General features: G+C 43.6%; 1 protein-coding gene. It reads right to left on the reverse strand.

All coding sequences use genetic code 11. The features are described 5' to 3' along the window. On the reverse strand, positions 1–1,133 hold a 1,133-nt coding region (locus CXF72_RS00395; RefSeq protein WP_232784832.1), incomplete at both ends, for an RNA-guided endonuclease InsQ/TnpB family protein.

Here is a 1,133-nt window from a genome sequence, read left to right on the forward strand (position 1 = left end):
TACTTTTGCCCCCGATCCAGTCGCTCCAGAGGCTAACACCGTCAGCCCGACGGCTTTAATATTCTTTGCTGCATTGATGTCCCGATCATGGTGCGAACCACATTTCGGGCATGTCCATCTACGCACATTAAGTGGTAGTGATTCATTTACGAATCCGCAACTTTCAGTGCTACAGCGCTTTGATGACGGGAACCACCGATCTACTTCTACAACGCTTCGTCCAGCCCATCCACCTTTGTAATGTAATTGGCGCACGAATTCCCCCCAGTTAGCATCCGCAATCGCCTTGGCCAAAGTCGGGACTTTCATCATATTTTTTACCGCGAGATTTTCGACGCAAACAACTTGGTTTTCGTTAATAAGTTTACGGGATGCCTTATGAGTGGCGTCCATTCGACAGTCAGCAATTTTAGCGTGTACTCTAGCTACTTTTAAACGCATTTTATTGCGGTTTTTAGAGCCTTTTTTCTTTCTTGACAGCATTCGCTGGAAGTAAGCTAATTTAGCTTCATATCGTTTTAAATGGCGTGGGTTGCCAGATTTAAAACCATCGCTGGTAATGTAAAGATCAGTTAATCCTAAATCGATGCCGACCTGTTTTGCAGAGATAGGCATTGGTTTAATATCAACGTCACACCGGCAGCTAATAAAATAGCGCCCAGCGGCATCTTTTGAAATAGTGATCGTTGAGGGCTCACAAGGTAGTGGTTGCGACCATCGAATATTGAGCGGCTCGTTAGATTTTGGAATATAAATATTCCCATCACGATAACGGAAGGCAGATCCTACCAAGCTGAACGACTGACGGGCATTTTTCTTCTTGAAGGTAGGGTATTTCGTCCGACCATCCCAGAAGTTGGTGAATGCCGTTTGCTGATGACGTAAACTTTGTTGTAGTGCTACCGACGCGACTTCTTTTAACCAAATGAACTCAGGATCTTTTTTAAGTTCTGTCAGTATTTTACTAGCGGCAGAGTAATTAATGCTCTTGCCATCTTTGTAGTATGCATCGGTTCTAACTTTTAAAACCCGGTTATAAATAAAGCGCACACAGCCGAAAGTCTTTGCTAGAAGCGAAGCCTGATCGTCTGTTGGGTAAAACCTAAATTTATACGCTTTCTTTTTCATTCTAG

Origin of the sequence: Psychromonas sp. MB-3u-54 (genome assembly GCF_002836415.1) — a bacterium.
Lineage (GTDB): Bacteria > Pseudomonadota > Gammaproteobacteria > Enterobacterales > Psychromonadaceae > Psychromonas.